Raw genomic sequence first — 17,522 nt, forward strand, 5'->3', positions numbered from 1 at the left:
TCATAGATTGCCCAGCGGGTATGTCATAGATTGCCCAGCGTGCCCTAAAAATGTTAAAAGCGGCCGAGCTAGGAAGAGGCAGGCAAAATCGCCAGTCAGTAACCCGAAAAAAGGTTTTTTGATGTCATCACATTCGCATGATCAACTTGTCTCGCACAAGGCCGGTTCGCTTCGCGGCACAATGCCAATCCCGGGCGATAAATCAATTTCGCACCGCTCGCTTATTCTGGGCAGCCTTGCCATTGGCACGACCAAGGTCAAAGGCCTGCTAGAAGGTGCTGACGTGATCTCGACGAAAAATGCGCTTGTTGCGCTAGGTGCTGAAATTCGGCGCGATGATGACGGGATATGGCATATTACCGGCGTTGGGCTAAACGGCATGGTCTCGCCGGTGACGCCGCTTGATCTTGGCAATTCAGGAACTGGCGCGCGGCTGTTGATGGGCGTGGTTGCCGGGCAAAACATTACGGCGACTTTTTGCGGTGACGCTTCATTGAGCGTGCGGCCAATGGCGCGGATTACTGACCCTCTTGCCGAAATGGGCGCATCTGTTGCCTGCCGTGATGGCGGCCTTTTGCCGGTGACAATTACCGGCGCCGTTACCCCGATGGCACTCCAATACCGCTCCAAAGTTGCCTCGGCGCAAATTAAATCAGCAATTTTACTGGCTGGATTGAATGCCCGCGGCACCACGACAGTGATCGAGCCACACGCGTCGCGCGACCATAGTGAATCGATGCTACGCCATTTTGGCGCATCGGTTGAACAGAAAATCGAGAGTGATGGCACGCATCATGTTCATCTGGCGGGCGCGGCAACCCTTCGCGCCGCAGACATCATCGTGCCAAGCGACCCGTCATCTGCCGCATTTGCCATCGTCGCGGCGTTGATTACACCGGGCAGCGACATCACCCTCGTTGGGATTGGCATGAACCCGCTTCGTACCGGCCTGATTACAACTCTTGTCGAAATGGGCGGCGACATCGTTAAAAGCAACGACCGGATCGAGGGCGGTGAAGCCGTTGCCGATTTAACCATCCGCCACAGCCAGCTGCACGGTATTACCGTTCCAGCCGAGCGTGCCGCATCGATGATTGATGAATTTCCGATTTTATCAGTTGCCGCCGCAACGGCAAGCGGCACGACCCAGATGCTTGGCGTTGCCGAATTAAGGGTCAAGGAAACTGACCGGATAAAGGTGATGGCCGACGGCCTTGCCGCATGCGGCGTTGCGGTTGATTATGATGATGATTCGATGCGCGTTTCAGGCAGTGTCATAAAGGGCGGTGCGACATTATCAGCCCAGCATGACCACCGAATCGCCATGTCGTTTTTGACGCTTGGCCTCGTTGCCGAAGCACCGATTGCCGTTACCGGCTGTGCCACAATCGAAACCAGCTTTCCCGGATTTGCCAATGGGATGAACCAGCTTGGCGCCGATATTCGCCCCGGGCCAAACGCATGATCATCGCCATTGACGGATCCGCCGCTAGCGGCAAAGGCACACTTGCCAAACGCCTTGCCGCGGATCTTGGCTTTGATTATCTCGATACAGGAGCGCTCTATCGCGCCGTTGCACTCAGCCTGCTTAAGGCTGGCGCGGATGGTGATGATATCAATGAAAAACAGGCAGTTAGGTTATCTGCGTCGCTTGATCTTGAATTAACACAATCACCAGAAATCCGTAATGACCGGATTGCCAGCCTTGCGTCGCAAGTGGCGGCACTTGGCCCGGTACGCGCTGAATTGCTGACCCTGCAACGGGCCTTTGCCGCAACGCCACCGCACGGCAATGGTGCGGTCCTTGATGGCCGCGATATCGGCACAATTGTGCTGCCCAATGCCGATTTGAAATTCTTTATTGACGCCGATATTGACATTCGCGCCGAGCGGCGCACCAAAGAGTTGCTTAAGGCGGGACAATCGGTTATGTTCCGCGACGTTCTGGCGGAAATGCAGGCGCGTGATGACCGCGACCGGACTAGGTCGGTGGCCCCGTTAAGGGCCGCAGATGACGCAATCACCATCGATACATCCAGCATGGATGCAGCGGCGGTTTTAGCACTAGCCCTGTCGCATATTGATCGTGCTTTTCCGTCAAAGCGATGAGCCCGAACCGGAAACCTTGCGAACATTTCCGGTTCATTCAAATGATAAACAGACTGCCGGCGAAACAAACTGGTCGCCAAAAAACCCGCTTGGAACCAAGCCATATTGCTAGAAACAGCAACTATGATTTGGTTATCGTTCGTTCAATGCGGCCCTCATGTCGGCTGAGGCACTAAACATTTCGATCCTGTTTCTAGCCGTATGGAGGCTAGCATCGGAATAGCGACAAAACGGAGATTTTTTTGACATCTACAACGAATTCGGCAGCCGATGCTGCCACTGAAAACTTTGCCGATCTTCTAGCCGAGAGCTTTGGCGAAGGCACCAATGTCGAGGGCAGCGTTGTCCGCGGCTTTGTTATTGGCATCGAGGGTGATGCTGTCATCATTGATGTTGGCCTGAAATCTGAAGGCCGCGTTCCGCTAAAGGAACTTGCTGCCCCCGGACAAAAGGCAGATGTTTCAATCGGCGACGAAATTGAGGTTTATGTCGAGCGTATGGAGGACCGCAACGGTCAGGCCGTACTGAGCCGCGACAAAGCCCGCCGCGAAGAAGCTTGGGGCGTTCTCGAGACGTCATTCGAAAAGCAAGAGCGCGTTACTGGTGTTATCTTTGGCAAGGTCAAAGGCGGCTTTACGGTCGACTTGTCGGGCGCAACCGCGTTTCTGCCGGGAAGCCAGGTCGATATCCGTCCGGTTCGCGACCTTGGCCCGTTGATGGGCACCCCGCAGCCATTCCAGATTTTGAAAATCGACCGTCGCCGTGGCAACATCGTTGTTTCACGTCGCGCTGTGCTGGAAGAATCACGCGCCGAAGCAAGGTCAGAGCTGGTCTCTAACCTGCAAGAAGGTCAGGTTCTTCAAGGTGTGGTCAAGAATATCACCGATTACGGTGCGTTCGTTGATCTTGGCGGCGTTGACGGCCTGCTGCACGTGACTGATATTGCATGGCAGCGCATCAGCCATCCATCAGAAGCCCTGCAAATCGGCGAAACTGTCGAGGTTCAGGTGATCCGCTTTAATGCTGAGACACAGCGTATCTCGCTTGGCATGAAGCAGCTTCTGTCTGATCCTTGGGAAAATGTCGATGGCAAATTCCCGATCGGTGCCAAAATGGAAGGCCGCGTCACCAACATCACCGATTACGGCGCATTCGTTGAACTGGAGGCCGGTGTTGAGGGTCTTGTCCATGTCTCTGAAATGAGCTGGACAAAGAAGAACGTTCATCCGGGCAAAATCGTTTCAACCAGCCAGCAAGTTGAAGTTATGGTTCTTGACGTTGATCTGTCAAAGCGCCGTATCTCGCTTGGCCTGAAGCAGTGCACCAACAATCCTTGGGAAGATCTTAGCGCCACCTATCCAGTTGGCACCGAGATCGACGGCGAAATCCGGAACATCACCGAATTTGGTCTGTTTGTTGGCCTGAATGAAGATATCGACGGTCTTGTTCACCTGTCAGATATCAGCTGGGAAACTGCTGGTGAAGAAGCGCTTGAAGGCTTTACCAAAGGCGATATGGTCAAGGCGAAAGTCCTCGATATTGATGTGAATAAAGAGCGTATCTCGCTTGGCATCAAGCAGCTTACCGACGATCCGTTCGCCGGTCAGGCAGATGCTTATCGCAAGGGTGAAGTTGTTACCTGTACCGTTAGCGCGGTTTCAGACAATGGCATCGATGTAACCATTGGTGAGAACATGACCGGCTTTATTCGCCGGACTGATCTTAGCCGTGACCGCGCAGAGCAGCGCGCTGACCGGTTTGCCGTTGGCGAAAAAGTTGATGCCATCGTCACCAGTGTTGACAAGAAAACCCGTAAATTGTCGTTGTCGATCAAGGCCCGCGAGTCAGCCGAAGAGAAGCAGGCGATGGCCGAGTTTGGATCATCAGACAGCGGCGCCAGCCTTGGTGATATCCTCGGTGCGGCACTTGCCAAGAAAGAAACCGACGATAAGTAAGCCGATTATCTGGATGAGGCCATTATCTGCCTTAACTTTCAGATATTACTGCTTTTAACGATTAAGCCAGCCGATCACCAGATTGGCTGGCTTTTTTTTAAGCGCCACCCTAGGCCGTAGTGGGCTGGCAGCCCGTCCATTACCATGCTTATTGCAAACTTCAGCCGATTCTGAGTTGACCCGCGATTGGCAAAAAGGCATCCTTATCAGAATATATAAAAATGAATATAAGGGAGCGTATTCTGTGACACGGTCAGAACTTATCGCGAAATTAGCGGCAAAGAATCCAGCACTTTACCACCGTTATATTGAACGGCTGGTCGGAACAATCCTAGACGAAATTGGCGGCGCGCTTGAACGGGGAGACCGGGTTGAACTGCGCGGGTTTGGGGCCTTTTCAGTACGCGAACGAAAAGCACGGATCGGTCGCAACCCAAGAACTGGAACAAGCGTAGAAGTATCTGAAAAGAAAGTGCCTTTTTTCAAGATGGGAAAAGGTATGCGCGAGCGGTTAAACCGCTAGACGGATCAAATCATGCGACTATTAGGTCGGCTTTTATGGCTAGGCATCAGCATTGCTTTGGTTTTGTTTGCGGTTATATTTGCAACGTCAAACGAAACCCTGATCACGCTTCGTCTCTGGCCATTTGAAAGCACCCTGACCGCACCAATATGGTTGCTGATCCTATCCAGCTTTATCATTGGCGGCTTAATGGGCGCTATTACCCTGTGGGGGCAATGGCTGGCGGTGCGGGCAAAGCTGTGGCGACTCCAAGGACAATTCAACAAGTTACAGGCCAATGCGGATAAATTAGGGGCGGCATCAGCCGCCGCGCCGCATCCCGTCCTGACAGCACCAGCCAGATCTGTAGGTGCCGACGATCAACCGGCCGCATTAGACCAATTGACCGCCGATCGGCGCTTGCATTAAGCATTGATGCCATCCGGCCTCAGCTAAAAGGATAGACATGACCGCTCAGGTTAAAATCTGCGGAATATCATCGGCAACTGACTATCATATCTGCCGAGAGGCTGGCGCGCGCTGGGTTGGCATGGTTCATTACCCCGGATCGCCGCGTCATCTAGACGTGGCCAAACTGGCCGAATTGGCCGCCTGTGCCGATATAGCGGGGCCGAATGACCCTTTGCGGGTATTGCTGAGCGTGAATATTATTGGCGACCAGCTGATGCAGCTGATTGAGGCGGCGCGCCCGGATATTCTGCAACTTCATGGCACCGAGTCCCAGCAAGATGTGGCCGACATCAAGGCCCGTACCGGTTTGCCGGTCATCAAGGCCATCGCCATTGAAACGCCGCAAGATCTGGATCAATGCGCGAAATGGGATGATCTTGCTGACTGGTTGCTGTTTGACGCCAAAGTGCAACCGGGGTCTCAGCCCGGCGGCACCGGGCACCGATTTGACTGGACAATTTTGGCCGGCTATCGCGGCCGCCTGCCTTGGATGCTGGCGGGTGGGCTTGACCGTCATACTGTTGCAAGCGCGGTCAAAATCAGCAGTGCAAAGGCAGTCGATGTTTCATCTGGTGTTGAATCCTCCCCCGGAAAAAAGGACGCAGAACAGATTCATGCCTTTATTAGGGCAGCCCAAATGGTTTAAAACAATTCCTGGGGGCCGCGCGTTGGTATTACCGACATTGACAGGATGAGAGCTTTTTATGAGCAAAACCAATCTAAACACGTTCCGTAACCAGCCTGACGAGGCTGGACGCTTTGGTATTCATGGCGGGCGGTTTGTTGCTGAAACGCTGATGCCGCTGATTTTGAATGTCGAGAAGGCCTATAATGAAGCCCGCGCTGATAAATCATTTCAGCGAGAGATGCTGTATTATCAAAAACATTATATTGGCCGCCCCAGCCCGCTTTATTTTGCCGAACGCATGACCGCGCATTTCGGCGGGGCCAAGCTATATTTGAAACGTGACGAGCTAAACCATACCGGCGCGCATAAAATCAACAATGTGCTGGGTCAGGCGCTGCTTGCCAAACGGATGGGGAAAACCAAGATCATTGCCGAAACCGGCGCTGGTCAGCACGGTGTTGCGACGGCAACTGCCTGTGCCCTGTTTGATATGGAATGCGAAGTCTTTATGGGCGCTGAAGATGTCGAACGGCAAAAGCCAAATGTCGACCGGATGCGCCTTCTTGGGGCGAAAATCCATCCGGTTACATCCGGGACTGGCACGCTAAAGGACGCGATGAATGAGGCGTTGCGCTATTGGGTAACCAATGCCGACACGCATTTCTATATTATCGGTACCGCCGCAGGCCCGCACCCATATCCGCAGATGGTGCGTGATTTTCAGTCGGTTATCGGCATTGAGGCGCGCGAGCAAATTCTTGAAGCCGAAGGTCGGCTTCCCGATGCGCTGGTTGCTTGTATCGGTGGCGGCTCAAACGCGATTGGCCTTTTCTACCCTTTCCTAGACGACACTGAGATTGCCATCTATGGCGTTGAGGCCGCTGGCAAGGGGCTTGGTAGCGGTCTTCACGCTGCGTCATTGACCGGTGGAACGCCCGGCATCCTGCATGGTAACCGCACTTATCTGCTGCAGAATGATGACGGGCAGATTACTGATGCGCATTCGATTTCCGCCGGATTGGATTATCCGGGCATCGGGCCGGAACATTCATGGCTGCATGATATTGGCCGGGTCAATTATGTTAGCGCCACTGATGATGATGCGCTTGTTGCATTTCAGCTTTGCGCCCGTCTTGAAGGCATTATTCCGGCATTAGAGCCATCGCACGCGCTGGCTTATGTCAGCACCGTCATCGGCGATATGGATCCTGACGAGATTGTCATCTTGAATATGTGCGGTCGCGGCGACAAGGATTTGGGTGCGGTGCTTCCAGTTCTTGAAAAACTTGGCCGCATGTAAGCCGCAAGCCCTTTTAGATTGGAAAAGAGATAATCATGGCAGGTCGCATCGACATCGCATTTGCAAAGGCCAAAGCCGAAAACCGCGGCAGTCTGGGGGTATTTATCACCGCAGGTGACCCTGATGCTGCCACCACTGATGCCTTGCTGGATGGGCTGGTTGAGGTGGGCGTCGATTTTATCGAGCTTGGCATGCCGTTTTCTGACCCTATGGCAGATGGGCCGGCAATTCAGGCAGCCTCACTGCGCGCCTTGAAAGGCGGCATGACGCTTGTCAAAACTATGGAAATCGCACGTAATTTTCGCCAGCGCCACCCTGATATGCCGCTGGTTCTGATGGGCTATTACAACCCGATCTATATCTATGGAAATGATCGGTTCATTGATGATGCCGTGGCGGCGGGCGTTGACGGGTTGATCATCGTTGATTTGCCGCCTGAAGAAGATAGTGAGCTGTGTATCCCGGCGCGCAAAGCAGGTTTGAACGTTGTTCGCCTCATCACACCGACAAGCGATGATCAGCGCTTACCGGCCATTTTGGCCGAGGCCAGCGGGTTTGTGTACTATGTTTCGGTGACCGGCATTACGGGCATGGCCAGCGCAGCTGCCACCAGCATTGATCAGGCCTACAAGCGTATCCGCAAACAGACTGACCTGCCGATCGTAACCGGATTTGGCATCCGCACCCCCGAACAGGCGGCCGAGTCAGCGCGCCTTAGCGATGGCGCGGTTGTTGGATCTGCGGTGGTCGATCTGATTGCTGATGCTGTTGCTAATCCGGCAAGCACCGATGAAGCAGAAAACCGCGCCGCTGTCGTCCGTAAAGTTGCCGCATTTGTCGGTGATCTTAGCGCTGCTATCCGCGCATAGGGAGATTGCTATGAATTGGATTACAAATTCTGTCCTTCCAAAAATCAAGGCATGGGTCAAATCTGATGATGTGCCAGATAATCTTTGGGTAAAATGCGGCGCCTGTAAACAGATGATCTTTCACCGCGAATTTGAACAGGCTCACAATTGCTGTGCAACCTGCGGCCATCACGCGGCCTTGCCACCGGCAGCGCGTTTTTCAATGCTGTTTGACGCTGGAAAATTCGAGAAAATCGCGTTAACCCCGATTGAGGATGATCCCTTAAAATTCCGCGACAGCAAAAAATATACCGACCGGCTGCGCGATACCCGTAACAAAACCGGCCTTAACGACGCTATTGCTGTCGGGGCTGGCGAGATTAACGGCTATCCAGTAGTGATCGCAGCATTTGATTTTCGCTTTATGGGCGGCTCGATGGGCCGCATGGTTGGCAATGGGATTGTTCGCGCAGCAAAAGAGGCGGTTGACCGCAAAGCGGCGCTGATTACAGTGCCGTCAACCGGCGGCGCACGGATGCAGGAAGGCGTGTTATCGCTGATGCAATTACCGCGGACAATCGCCGCTGTTGAGATGGTTCGTGATGCCGGCCTGCCCTATTTTGTTTTGCTGGCGCACCCCACGACCGGCGGTGTTACCGCGTCATTTGCGATGCTCGGGGATATCCAGATTGCCGAACCTGGTGCCATCATTGGCTTTGCCGGTCGCCGTGTGATCGAAGAAACTGTCCGCGAAAAACTGCCTGATGACTTTCAGACGGCCGAATATCTGATGGACCATGGTATGGTAGATGCCGTTGTGCCGCGTGCCGAACAGCCTGTTTATATCGGCCGCCTGCTTGATTTCATGATGGGATCGAAAGACAGCAGAAAGCGCGCCTGATGCCAGCTTCATCATCGCCGCAGGCTATCGCTGCGGGCCGCGCGGGTGCCGCGCTTGACCGGTTGGCGCGGCTCCACCCAAAATTGATTGATCTTGGTCTTGATCGTAGCTTTGCCTTGCTTGAAAAGCTGGGGAACCCGCATCATCGCCTGCCACCAACAATCCATGTCGCCGGCACCAACGGCAAAGGGTCGGTGATCGCATTTCTGCGGGCCATCGCCGAGGCCGCTGGCCTCAAGGTTCATGTCTATAGCTCGCCGCATCTTTGCCGGTTCAATGAGCGTATCCGGGTTGCCGGCCAGCTGATTGATGATGGCGCGCTGGCCGATCTGTTGGAAGAGGTCGAAACCGTCAATGGCGATATGGCGGTGACGTTTTTTGAGGTCACAACGGCAGCGGCAATGCTCGCATTCTCGAAAACACCGGCCGATCTGCTGCTGCTTGAAACTGGCCTCGGCGGCGCCCTCGACTCGACCAATGTCCTAGCCCAACCCTTGGCAACGATTATCACCCCGATTGCCCAAGATCATGAGCATTTTCTTGGCACCACCCTCACCCAGATCGCTGGTCAGAAGGCTGGTATCATGCGGGCCGAAACCCCGTGTTATAGCGCCCAGCAAGCCCCTGAAGCCTTGAGAGTTCTGGATGATTATGCAGCAGAAATAGGCACGGCGGTCATTGTCGCGGGGCGCGATTTTGGCATCAACAGGCCAGCAGATGGCGGCATTGAAATTACCCTTTATGGCGCGGTCACCTTGCTGCCGCGCCCCGGGTTACGCGGGCCGCACCAGCTGGATAATGCCGGTTTGGCAGCTGCCTGTTTTTGCGATCTTGCCAGCAAGGGGCTGTTGGCATCATGGCCGCGAAACAGTGACAGAAAAATACTTGCCAGCGGGATAGAATCGGCCGTCTGGCCAGGACGTGTGCAGCATTTGGCAACCGGCGCGTTGGCTAGACATTGGCCACATCAGGCAATCTGGCTTGATGGGGCCCATAATGCACATGGGGCACAGGCGCTGGCGGCGGCGCTGGGGCAAATTCATCGCGGCAAATGGAACATCATTTGTGGCGCATTAAACACCCGAAACCCCGCAGAATTCATCGCACCACTCGCCGATCTTGCAGGGCCGGTGCGCTGTCTTGCCATTCCGGATCAGGACGCCAGTCTAAGTGCGGGCCAGATGGCCGATGCCGCAACCCAACAAGGGCTAGATGCAACGCCAGTTAGCGGGATCATGTCGGCTTTTGACAATCTCGACTTAACCTGTCCGGTGATCATTTGCGGCTCGCTTTACCTTGCCGGACATATATTGGTGCAAAATAAAACGCTGCCCGAATAGGACAGCGTTTAAAATTCCAGCCTGTCATTGCCCGCTTTAGACTGATTGTTCAATCCAGCTTTCCAGCTGTGATTTTGGCAGCGCGCCCATTTTTTCGGCGACAACTTCACCATTTTTGAAAATAAGCAATGTCGGGATCCCACGAACATTATATTTTTGCGGTGTCAGTGGGTTTTCGTCGATGTTCAACTTAACAATTGAAAGGCTGTCCTGCTTTTCGCCAGCGATTTCTTCGAGCGCGGGACCAATTGCCTTACACGGACCGCACCATTCGGCCCAGAAATCAACCAATACAGGTTTGTCCGATTGCAAAACATCTGCACTAAAATCGCTATCCGTGGTTTTTGAGGTTGCCATTGTGATTCCATTTCATTGTAAAAATCTGCGGCATTTGCACCGCGGTCTTAACGGTTTGAATTTATGGAACGGGCGGCATCACGTCAAGCGCAGCGTCGTGAATATTTATCATTGATCAACGATGATAAGCAGCAAAAATTTCGCGCAATGCCTGAACACGCGCCTCATGCTCGATCACCTGATAGTCAAGCGTATCAACCCATATGAGCCAGCATTCAATGTCTCGCCCCGGATAGATTTCACGAAGCAATCCATCATAAAGCGCCATTTGTTGAAGATAGCTGCGGGGTATGCTGCCATTTCCAGATTGACCTGTTTTAAAATCAGCCAGAATAATACGCTCAGCATCAACATAGAGCCGGTCAATCTGCCCGGCGATCCCGACACCGTTCAACCGCCCATTAATCGGCACTTCAACCAGCGCGTCTGGGCCAAAAAGCGGGGCAAATTCGGGCATCTGAATTAGCCGGAGCAGCCTGTCAATCAGGCTGGTCGCCATCGTATCTGGAATTATATGGACCTTAGCCGCAACCTGAACAGCGCGATCGCGCCGTGCCGCCGGATCAAGGGCGGGCAGCTGTTCCAGCAAACGATGCGCAAGCTGACCATAGGCAAGGCTGATTTGCCGTGTTTGCGCGGCCTGCTGGCCAGCATTACCGCCAAGCGATTGCGGATCATGGTCAAGGCCGGGCTGGGATGGGCGGATTGGCCGCCCCGAACGATCGTCTTTCGGGGCCGGGCGCCACAGCCAGTCAGCCGCATCATCAAGCAGCTTTTTTGGCGGCAAATTGGGCTTTATCTTTATTTCCTGATCATCATCGCCAGCCTGTTCGGCCATGATCAAAACGGTTCCGTCAGCCAAGGTTTTGGCCTTGTCTGATAATGTGATCACATCGCTTAATAGCGCGTAATTACTGTCCTTTAATGTGCGCACCCCATGGGGCTTTTCCCAGCCACCAATGACCAGCCCATCGCGGGCACGGGTTAGCGCCACATAAAGCAGCCGGTTGCTTTCCTCGGCCGCCAGCGCTGCTGCGGCCATGCTCGCATCTTCAATAAAATCAGGCCGCGGCAGACCTGATGGCGGTAGCCAATAATGGACCCGTCCATCGCGTGATGGCAGGACTGGCGCTGGCCGATTTTTACCGGTCAGAAGGTCAGGCAGGATTACAATTGGCGCTTCTAATCCTTTTGCCCCATGGATTGTCATGACGCGCACCTCGTCGCTGCCAGATGCGTCCATATCGCGTTTAACCTCGCCGCCACTACTGCGGATCGTGGTCAAGAACTCAAGCAACGACACACCGCCACCAAGGGCAAAATTTTGCGCCAGACTCAAAAAATGATCGAGCGATTCATCAACCGCGCGACCAAGGCGATCTCTGAATTTCTGCCGCCCACCATCAACAAGAACATAGCTGAAAAAACCGAATACGGATTCGTACTCGGCGCGATTTTGCCATCGGCTGAGCTGGTCAGCCATCTTGCCCAACGCACTGTCAGCACCGCGATGCACCATCAGCCGCGAAATCAAGCTAGCCTTGCCACGGTCATAAGCAAGGTCATAAAGCTGATCCTCAGTCATGCCAAATAACGGCGATTTTAACACCGCCGCTAATTGAAGATCATCGTCACCAAGATGCATTACATCACCAAGCGCCAGCAAATCCTGAATTTCAATCTGTTCGGCAAGTTTCATCCGGTCAGCCCCGGCAACCTGCACATTCATGCTTTGCAGTGCCGATAATAGCAATTCGAAAAACTGTCCGCGTTTACGAAGCAGGATCAGAATATCACCAGCATTCACCAATTTACCGGACGGTAGCTGGCGGCTTCCAATCCAGCTTTTAACCCGCCGCGCCAACAAGGTAGCCGCATGCACCTCGGGCGCAAGATCATCATCCCTCGTTACCAATGGCCATAATTCGACAAAACCGCCAGCGCCACTGCGCGCCATCTCATGCTCAGTAAAATCACTAATACCAGCAAGATCGGGGATCGCGTCATTCACCAGATTTAAAATCGGGCTTGCCGAGCGGAACGATACCGATAAAGGCACATCACGAAAAATCACAGAAACAGCATTGGCACGGCGCGCAAGGTCACTCCGGTTTTGGTTCATGACCGCCGGATCGCCCCCCTGAAATGAATAGATCGACTGTTTAAAATCGCCAACAGCAAACATTGTTCGCCCCGGATCTTGGTCGTCCTTTTTGTGGTGCGCGGCGCCCTCACCGTCGAAAAACTCATCAACCAGCCGCCGCAGCAATTTCCATTGCGCTGGGCTGGTGTCCTGTGCCTCATCAATCAACAGATGATGGATGCCGTTATCAAGTTTCCACGCAACCCATTGCGACGCCTCACTCATCGCCAGCAGATCATTCGTGCGGGTAATCAGATCATTGTAATCAAGCAGACCCCGTTGCGCCTTTAGGCGGTTATATTCTTTATGAAAGGCTGTGCCAAACTGATAGAGAGCCATCGTGCGGTCGCGGCAAATCTGCGCGGCCTGATCAATCAAGAGCGGGCGCAGCCGGTCGGCAACCTGCTGTTGGATCGCGTCTATATCGGGCATAATCTTGCGAATAGCCGGATTGGAAAAACTGGCACGTTGGCGGCCTTTGCTGAATAATGCATCAACAAGAAATGACCATTTATCAATGCGGCCTGCGGCATCCTGTGCCAACCACACATCCATTTTGGCACCACGCTCCTGCTGAGTTGATACCCCTGACGCCTGCAACACCGCCGAAACTGCCCGCAGCCTCTCATTATCAATTTGCGCCAGCTCGTCTGCCAGCCTAGTCCGGCTTATGGTGGCATCAACAACACCAAGCTCGTCACGGAAATGCGCGTCGATACGGGCAAGACAGTCCGGCGCATCCAGCCCCTCACTGCGGTTAAGCAGATCATTCATAATCTCTTCGATCCGCGCCTCACCGATCGTCTCGGCAATCAGCAATATCGCAGCGCCAAGTTCAGGCGTTGGATTGCCAAGAACATTCGCCCGCGCCACAGCCTTTAACCGATTTTGCTCGTCATCTTCGGCAAGCTGAACATGAGGCGCGACACCTGCCTCAATCGGAAAACGGCGCAAGATCGACTGGCAGAATGAATGCACCGTCTCGACGCGCGGCCCGTCGTCATTATCAAGAATTTCGGCGAACAGGCTGCGGGCGCGTTGGCGGGTTTCCTGACTTGGCGTGGTAATCCCCATGCTTGCCAAATCATCGCCAAGCCCCTTGGCCGAGATCGTTGCCCAATTGGCAAGGCGTCTAAAAATTCGGTTGCGCATTTCTGCGGCGGCGGCGCGCGTATAGGTTACGCATAAAATACCATCTGGCGGCGCGCCCGCTAACAGCAAGCGAAGCACACGGTCAGTCAGCACTTTGGTTTTGCCAGTACCTGCATTGGCCGACACAAACACCGATGCAGTGGGATCAGACGCGGCCGCCTGAGCCGCACTCGCGCGGGCAATCATCTCATTCATCAGCGATCTCCCCATAAAGCCATTCGCGGCTTCGGCTTAGATGCTGATAGGGTTTGAATTTAGGCACAATCTGTGGGTTTGGCTCACTTGGATAAGGCGTCTCAGCCTGATCAAAACATGCCGCAAGCGCCTCCAGACGATCCCGAATTTCAGCTGCATCAAAAAGTTCCTTGAACGGCGCTTTAATCTCGCCCGGTGCCGATTTCTTACCGCTTAGCTGCCAATATTCCAACGCCTCAATCGGGCCTGCTGACAAGCCATCAAAGCCACCCTCAAACGCGATCAACCCCTCGACCGCCAGCTGGTTGCGCGCGCCCGAATTGATTAAATTGGCAGCCGGCGCAGCGCCAGTTTTATAATCGACAATCGTCCAACTGTGATCCTGATTATATTCCAGCCGGTCAGCACGCGCAGTCAGTTTGATCGGGCCAAGCGGTGCTTGCAGAAACACCGCGCCGTCCCTTTCGGCATAAACTTCCCTAAGACCCGCGCGGCGACGATGTTCATTCTCGACAAACCATGCCGCCATCGCTTCGAAGCGGGGCCACCAGAAATGGCGGATCGAGGGCTGATCAATTCGGGTGGCAAAACGCTGCCTGCCAAATTTCAGCAATTCAGCCAATGCGCCAGTCGTTAATTCACCCCTTGGATTGGCCTTGCAGAAATCAGCAAGCGCATCATGAAACAGAATACCGCGAAGCGCCGCATCAGCAGGCCGGTCAACGTCATCCAGTGGATTTAGTCGCAGGATTTTTTTCGCATAAATTGCATAGGGATCAGTGACCCAAATATCAATTTCGGTTGCCGAGAACTGGCGGGGGCGACTGGCCAAGGGTGGACAAGGGGCGGGCCGCGTCGCTGGTTGCGGAACCGTCGTCGGCTCGCATTTTGCCAGCCATGATTTTTCCAATTCGCCATTGTCGATGACGTCATCAAGCCCAAGCGCGCTCACCACCACTTCCATGCGCTGAAGCCACCGGCTTTTGGTTGTTGGTGTTCCAGCCTCCTTGCCTGCACGCGTTATAATGATGTCCTTGCTGCAAATGGCCATATAGACGTCATGCGCACTAAGGCCGCTACGCCAGTTCCGTGGTGGCAAGCCAACCGCTGCCCGCATTGCGCCGTTCATCCAAGGATCGGCATCCGGGCGCGGCGGCCAGTTCCCCTCATTGAAACCGGCGATGATCAAGCGGTTTTTGCCAATCACCTGAAATGGGTGCATTCGCGCCTCAACGGCCCCTAAAATAGCAATCCTTGGATGCGGCGTGCCATGCGGGTGAACCGTTTCCGCATCAAGAAGCTGGCGCATAATCTGCGGCATCTCGCGGGCATCAATGGCGCTATCACGGCCATCACTGGCAAGGCTACGGAACAGGTCACTCGCCACCATGCCGTCAGCGCCTTTCCATAATTCCATCGCGCCAACACCGCGGTCAGCTGCCATGCCGCTGCTATCCATGACAGTTGCGCATAGCCGTTCAGCCGCTTCGCCAATGCCTTCGGCAAGGCTAGCTAAGGTCGGATTTGGTGCCCGCCAGCACTCGATCAACGGGGTGAGATTGGCAATAATATGGGTTTCAAAAAACGCCCGCAGATCACCATCATCAAGCATCGCCGCCAGCCCGGCCAGCCCCCCATCCGGACGCGCCCCCCGCAAAGCCGCCAGCTCGACATTGTCAACATGACGACGAAAATGAACCGGGTTCATGCCGCCCGCACAAAACGGGTGCTTTAATAATGACAATAACCGCATTGGCGCAAAATCCGCATCTACCGCATCGCAAAGAAGCGATAAAAACCGGCCAGGCGGGCACAGCGATAATCGTTTACCGGCCGAGTCCTCAACAGCAATATCCCAGCGCAGCAAATCTGCAATGATCAGTTCGGCAAGCTGGCGATCAGGGGTTACAACAGCAGCTGTCTGATCCGGTGTTTCCAGCGCCTCTCGAAGTGACAAGGCAATTATATTCGCCTCTTCGCGTCGATCGCGCGCGGTGATGATTTTGAGACCAGCAAGGGCGGTGCGGTCAATCAGCGGGCCGGTATCGCCGAGGCGTTGCCAATGTGCACTTAGCGCGGCAGGACGAAACACCTCCTGCATCAATTGCCGGCGCGCGGCCAACTCTGGCGGCACGACAGGCGATGTAACAACCCAGTCGCGCACCTGATCAGACGTTATGTCAAGCGCGCTTAACAGCTGCGCCAGCTGGTATTGTGGATGACCGCTATCTTGTGAAATCGCTGGCCATTGGTCGCCAGCCTGACGGTCTAGCCCGGGAAGCACGACATGACCATCAGGCAGTTGCGCCACCACCCCGATCAATTCACGTGTCGCCGCGATCGAGCCGGTCGAGCCGGCAACCACCACCAATTGATCCGGCGGCTGCTCACGCCAAAGCTGGGCGCGGCGGCGCAAAAGCCGGTTACGCCGATCAACCACATCTAATACTCCTTCTTGCGCCAGAATATCTGGCCAGCGTTCAATCAGTATCCCAAGAAGGGTCAGAATATCCTGCCAATGTGCAGAAAAGCGCTCGGGCAATAACGCGCAAAGCTGTTCAGCTGTGGCATCGGCGTTATAAAGCTGATCCAGCAATTCGCCAAGCTGGTCCGCAAGGTGCATGGCCTGTGGCTGGTTGGGATAATGACCGCCAAGCGGGAAATGGCGCAGCAATTTAGCAAGATTAATCTGGCGTCTAATCTTCGAGATGGGCGGCGGCAAATCACCGCTATCGTCATCGCCCAGAAACGCGGTTAGCCTGCCATCATCATCACCGCCAAAATCACCAATCGGCAATAGCCGCGGCAATAGCATCGGGGCGCCATCGGCACTATCCAGAAATGCGGCCTGTAAAGCCTGGGCTGCACGCCGCGATGGCAGCAGAACCAACCCACGTGCCAGTCTTTCTGGACTGCCAGCCAGCTGTCTAACGCCAGCCGCCAGATCACGGGCGAACGGCAATCCGGCATCAATGCTGTAAACCAAAGGGGGTGTCATAAGACAACTATAAAAGCAACAAGATTGAAAGGCGAGACCCGTTTACTGCCATCACTCAAAACCGCCCGTAAAAGACCAGTAACCGGCCAGCCAAGACCGGCATAAACTTGCTCAGCCCTCGCTTAATCGGTTCCTAAGCAGGTTAATACGATCAGCCCAATGCGGCGGGGCGGTGATGTCGGCAAACCGTATATTCGATAGAGGCGCGGCATTTTCAGCATCGGTATCGGGCATATATAGATGAATAGAAAGATTGGTTTTAGGCAGCAGCTTTTTCAGCCGGTCAGGCCATTCAATCAAGCAGACCGAATCAACAAATGCATCATCAAGCCCGAGCTGCATAGCGTCTTCGGGCGTTTCAACCCGGTAAAGATCGAGATGCCAAAGCGGGGTTCCATCACCAAGAGCATAGGTCTGAACAAGCGTGAAAGTTGGGCTTGGCACATCAGTTTCATCAGGGTTTGCCGCCTGAATAATCGCACGTGCCAACGCTGATTTTCCAGCGCCAAGCGGGCCACTTAACGAGATAACATCGCCCGCCATCAACCCCTCGGCCAGCAACGCCCCAAGCCGAGCCGTTGCTGACAAATCAGGTAATTCCAATTGGAGAACTGGCATTTTTT

The 17,522-nt window shown here is 54.4% G+C and carries 14 protein-coding genes; 10 read left to right on the forward strand and 4 right to left on the reverse strand.

The genetic code is table 11. From position 1 onward, the window contains the following. The first annotated feature begins 121 nt into the window (after positions 1-121). From aroA to AB8881_04370, 10 genes are all read left to right on the forward strand, one after another. Positions 122-1,465, forward strand: a complete 1,344-nt coding sequence (aroA, locus tag AB8881_04325) for a 3-phosphoshikimate 1-carboxyvinyltransferase (GenBank protein XDZ64114.1) — start codon at positions 122-124, stop codon at positions 1,463-1,465. Next, positions 1,462-2,109 carry a (d)CMP kinase gene (gene cmk, locus AB8881_04330; protein ID XDZ64115.1) on the forward strand — a complete coding sequence of 216 codons (648 nt, stop codon included), beginning with the start codon at positions 1,462-1,464 and terminating at the stop codon, positions 2,107-2,109. The genes aroA and cmk overlap by 4 nt, the downstream gene beginning before the upstream one ends. A gap of 242 nt (positions 2,110-2,351) precedes the next feature. Further along, complete coding sequence (gene rpsA, locus AB8881_04335; GenBank protein XDZ64116.1) at positions 2,352-4,064, forward strand: 30S ribosomal protein S1; 1,713 nt, start codon at positions 2,352-2,354, stop codon at positions 4,062-4,064. A 244-nt stretch (positions 4,065-4,308) separates the two neighbouring features. Next, positions 4,309-4,587, forward strand: a complete 279-nt coding sequence (locus tag AB8881_04340) for an integration host factor subunit beta (protein XDZ64117.1) — start codon at positions 4,309-4,311, stop codon at positions 4,585-4,587. 12 nt (positions 4,588-4,599) lie between these two features. Continuing rightward, complete coding sequence (locus AB8881_04345) at positions 4,600-4,995, forward strand: LapA family protein (GenBank protein XDZ64118.1); 396 nt, start codon at positions 4,600-4,602, stop codon at positions 4,993-4,995. Positions 4,996-5,032: 37 nt separating this feature from the next. Continuing rightward, the gene (locus tag AB8881_04350) at positions 5,033-5,683 is read left to right on the forward strand and encodes a phosphoribosylanthranilate isomerase (GenBank protein XDZ64119.1); all 651 of its coding nucleotides are present in this window, start codon (positions 5,033-5,035) and stop codon (positions 5,681-5,683) included. 58 nt (positions 5,684-5,741) lie between these two features. Then, entirely contained in the window at positions 5,742-6,965 is a 1,224-nt protein-coding gene (gene trpB / locus AB8881_04355; GenBank protein XDZ64120.1) for a tryptophan synthase subunit beta, read from the forward strand. Between the two features lie 35 nt (positions 6,966-7,000). Then, complete coding sequence (gene trpA / locus AB8881_04360) at positions 7,001-7,834, forward strand: tryptophan synthase subunit alpha (GenBank protein XDZ64121.1); 834 nt, start codon at positions 7,001-7,003, stop codon at positions 7,832-7,834. A gap of 10 nt (positions 7,835-7,844) precedes the next feature. Further along, positions 7,845-8,714, forward strand: a complete 870-nt coding sequence (gene accD, locus AB8881_04365) for an acetyl-CoA carboxylase, carboxyltransferase subunit beta (protein ID XDZ64122.1) — start codon at positions 7,845-7,847, stop codon at positions 8,712-8,714. Continuing rightward, the gene (locus tag AB8881_04370; GenBank protein XDZ64123.1) at positions 8,714-10,054 is read left to right on the forward strand and encodes a folylpolyglutamate synthase/dihydrofolate synthase family protein; all 1,341 of its coding nucleotides are present in this window, start codon (positions 8,714-8,716) and stop codon (positions 10,052-10,054) included. Before accD ends, AB8881_04370 begins: the two co-directional genes overlap by 1 nt. 36 nt (positions 10,055-10,090) lie before the next feature. On the opposite strand, the gene trxA is transcribed toward AB8881_04370, so the two are convergent. The 4 genes from trxA to tsaE form a co-directional block, all read right to left on the reverse strand. After that, positions 10,091-10,411, reverse strand: a complete 321-nt coding sequence (gene trxA / locus AB8881_04375) for a thioredoxin (GenBank protein ID XDZ64124.1) — start codon at positions 10,409-10,411, stop codon at positions 10,091-10,093. 115 nt (positions 10,412-10,526) lie between these two features. Beyond that, positions 10,527-13,901 (reverse strand): double-strand break repair helicase AddA, encoded by a 3,375-nt coding sequence (gene addA, locus AB8881_04380; protein XDZ64125.1) that lies wholly within the window; start codon positions 13,899-13,901, stop codon positions 10,527-10,529. After that, positions 13,894-16,899, reverse strand: a complete 3,006-nt coding sequence (addB, locus tag AB8881_04385) for a double-strand break repair protein AddB (protein XDZ64126.1) — start codon at positions 16,897-16,899, stop codon at positions 13,894-13,896. The genes addA and addB overlap by 8 nt, the downstream gene beginning before the upstream one ends. Positions 16,900-17,010: 111 nt before the next feature. Next, entirely contained in the window at positions 17,011-17,517 is a 507-nt protein-coding gene (tsaE, locus tag AB8881_04390) for a tRNA (adenosine(37)-N6)-threonylcarbamoyltransferase complex ATPase subunit type 1 TsaE (protein ID XDZ64127.1), read from the reverse strand. Between the last annotated feature and the right edge of the window lie 5 nt (positions 17,518-17,522).

Source organism: Alphaproteobacteria bacterium LSUCC0396, assembly GCA_041228345.1.
Taxonomy (GTDB): domain Bacteria; phylum Pseudomonadota; class Alphaproteobacteria; order Puniceispirillales; family Puniceispirillaceae; genus UBA3439.

Bases quoted from the DNA above. Each gene is read 5' to 3' on its own strand.
- aroA (XDZ64114.1), top strand. From the start codon at position 122: ATGTCATCACATTCGCATGATCAACTTGTCTCGCACAAGGCCGGTTCG.
- cmk (XDZ64115.1), top strand. From the start codon at position 1,462: ATGATCATCGCCATTGACGGATCCGCCGCTAGCGGCAAAGGCACACTT.
- AB8881_04345 (XDZ64118.1), top strand. From the start codon at position 4,600: ATGCGACTATTAGGTCGGCTTTTATGGCTAGGCATCAGCATTGCTTTG.
- AB8881_04350 (XDZ64119.1), top strand. From the start codon at position 5,033: ATGACCGCTCAGGTTAAAATCTGCGGAATATCATCGGCAACTGACTAT.
- trpB (XDZ64120.1), top strand. From the start codon at position 5,742: ATGAGCAAAACCAATCTAAACACGTTCCGTAACCAGCCTGACGAGGCT.
- trpA (XDZ64121.1), top strand. From the start codon at position 7,001: ATGGCAGGTCGCATCGACATCGCATTTGCAAAGGCCAAAGCCGAAAAC.
- accD (XDZ64122.1), top strand. From the start codon at position 7,845: ATGAATTGGATTACAAATTCTGTCCTTCCAAAAATCAAGGCATGGGTC.
- AB8881_04370 (XDZ64123.1), top strand. From the start codon at position 8,714: ATGCCAGCTTCATCATCGCCGCAGGCTATCGCTGCGGGCCGCGCGGGT.
- trxA (XDZ64124.1), bottom strand. From the start codon at position 10,411: ATGGCAACCTCAAAAACCACGGATAGCGATTTTAGTGCAGATGTTTTG.
- addA (XDZ64125.1), bottom strand. From the start codon at position 13,901: ATGAATGAGATGATTGCCCGCGCGAGTGCGGCTCAGGCGGCCGCGTCT.
- addB (XDZ64126.1), bottom strand. From the start codon at position 16,899: ATGACACCCCCTTTGGTTTACAGCATTGATGCCGGATTGCCGTTCGCC.
- tsaE (XDZ64127.1), bottom strand. From the start codon at position 17,517: ATGCCAGTTCTCCAATTGGAATTACCTGATTTGTCAGCAACGGCTCGG.